We start from the raw sequence: 852 nt of genomic DNA, 5'->3' as shown, positions 1-852 counted from the left end.
ACCAAATCTCTGCATTATTAGAGACAGAAATAACTATTACAGAAATATCGAAAATTATTGGTGTCAATAAGAGTACGGTATCAAGAGAGTTAAAAAGGAACACGCCAAGTAGAGGAAGGACAGCTGGCAGCTATATTCCAGAACACGCTCAATACAAAGCAATCCATAGACATTACAGTAAACCAAAGCCTATAATCTTAACTGATGAGCTTAAAAAACGAATCGCTGGTCTGATGGAATATGAGAAGTGGAGTCCTGAACTGATAGCAAAAAGGCTTGCTAAAGAATCTGAAACCAGCGTTAGCCACGAGACTATCTATAAATGGATATGGACTGCAAAGCATAGCAACCATAGAAAGCACAGTTCCTATAAAAAACTATACAAGCACCTGCGCCACACCGGTCGAAGACAAAAGAGAAATAACATAAAAGATAAACGAGGCGCCATTACAGGTCGTGTGGGGATTGACAAGCGCCCCAAGGTTGTAGAACAACGTTCACGCATTGGAGACATAGAAGTAGATCTTATGATGGGCAGTAATCACAAATCAGCATTATTGGTTATGACAGACAGAGCAACCCTTGTCACTATGATAGAGAAACTCAGCAGTAAAAATGCAGATGAAGTTTATCAAAAAATGAATGATAGACTTACAAATTTTGACTCATCCTGGATCAAGACAATAACATTTGATAATGGAAAAGAGTTTGCACATCATCGTAAAATAGCAAAAGATGTCAATGCGAAAACATATTTTACACGACCATATACCTCTCAGGATAAAGGAACTGTCGAAAATAGAATAGGTGTTATAAGGAGGTTTTTTCCAAAGAAAACAGACCTTAGAGAAG

At 37.9% G+C, this 852-nt stretch carries 1 protein-coding gene; it reads left to right on the top strand.

Translation table 11 applies throughout. From position 1 onward, the window contains the following. On the top strand, positions 1-852 hold an 852-nt coding region (locus ES677_RS15175; RefSeq protein ID WP_148381740.1), incomplete at both ends, for an IS30 family transposase.

It is taken from the genome of Bizionia gelidisalsuginis (assembly GCF_008086185.1).
Taxonomy (GTDB): Bacteria; Bacteroidota; Bacteroidia; order Flavobacteriales; family Flavobacteriaceae; genus Bizionia; species Bizionia saleffrena.
This window is presented reverse-complemented; position numbering and strand designations above follow the sequence as displayed.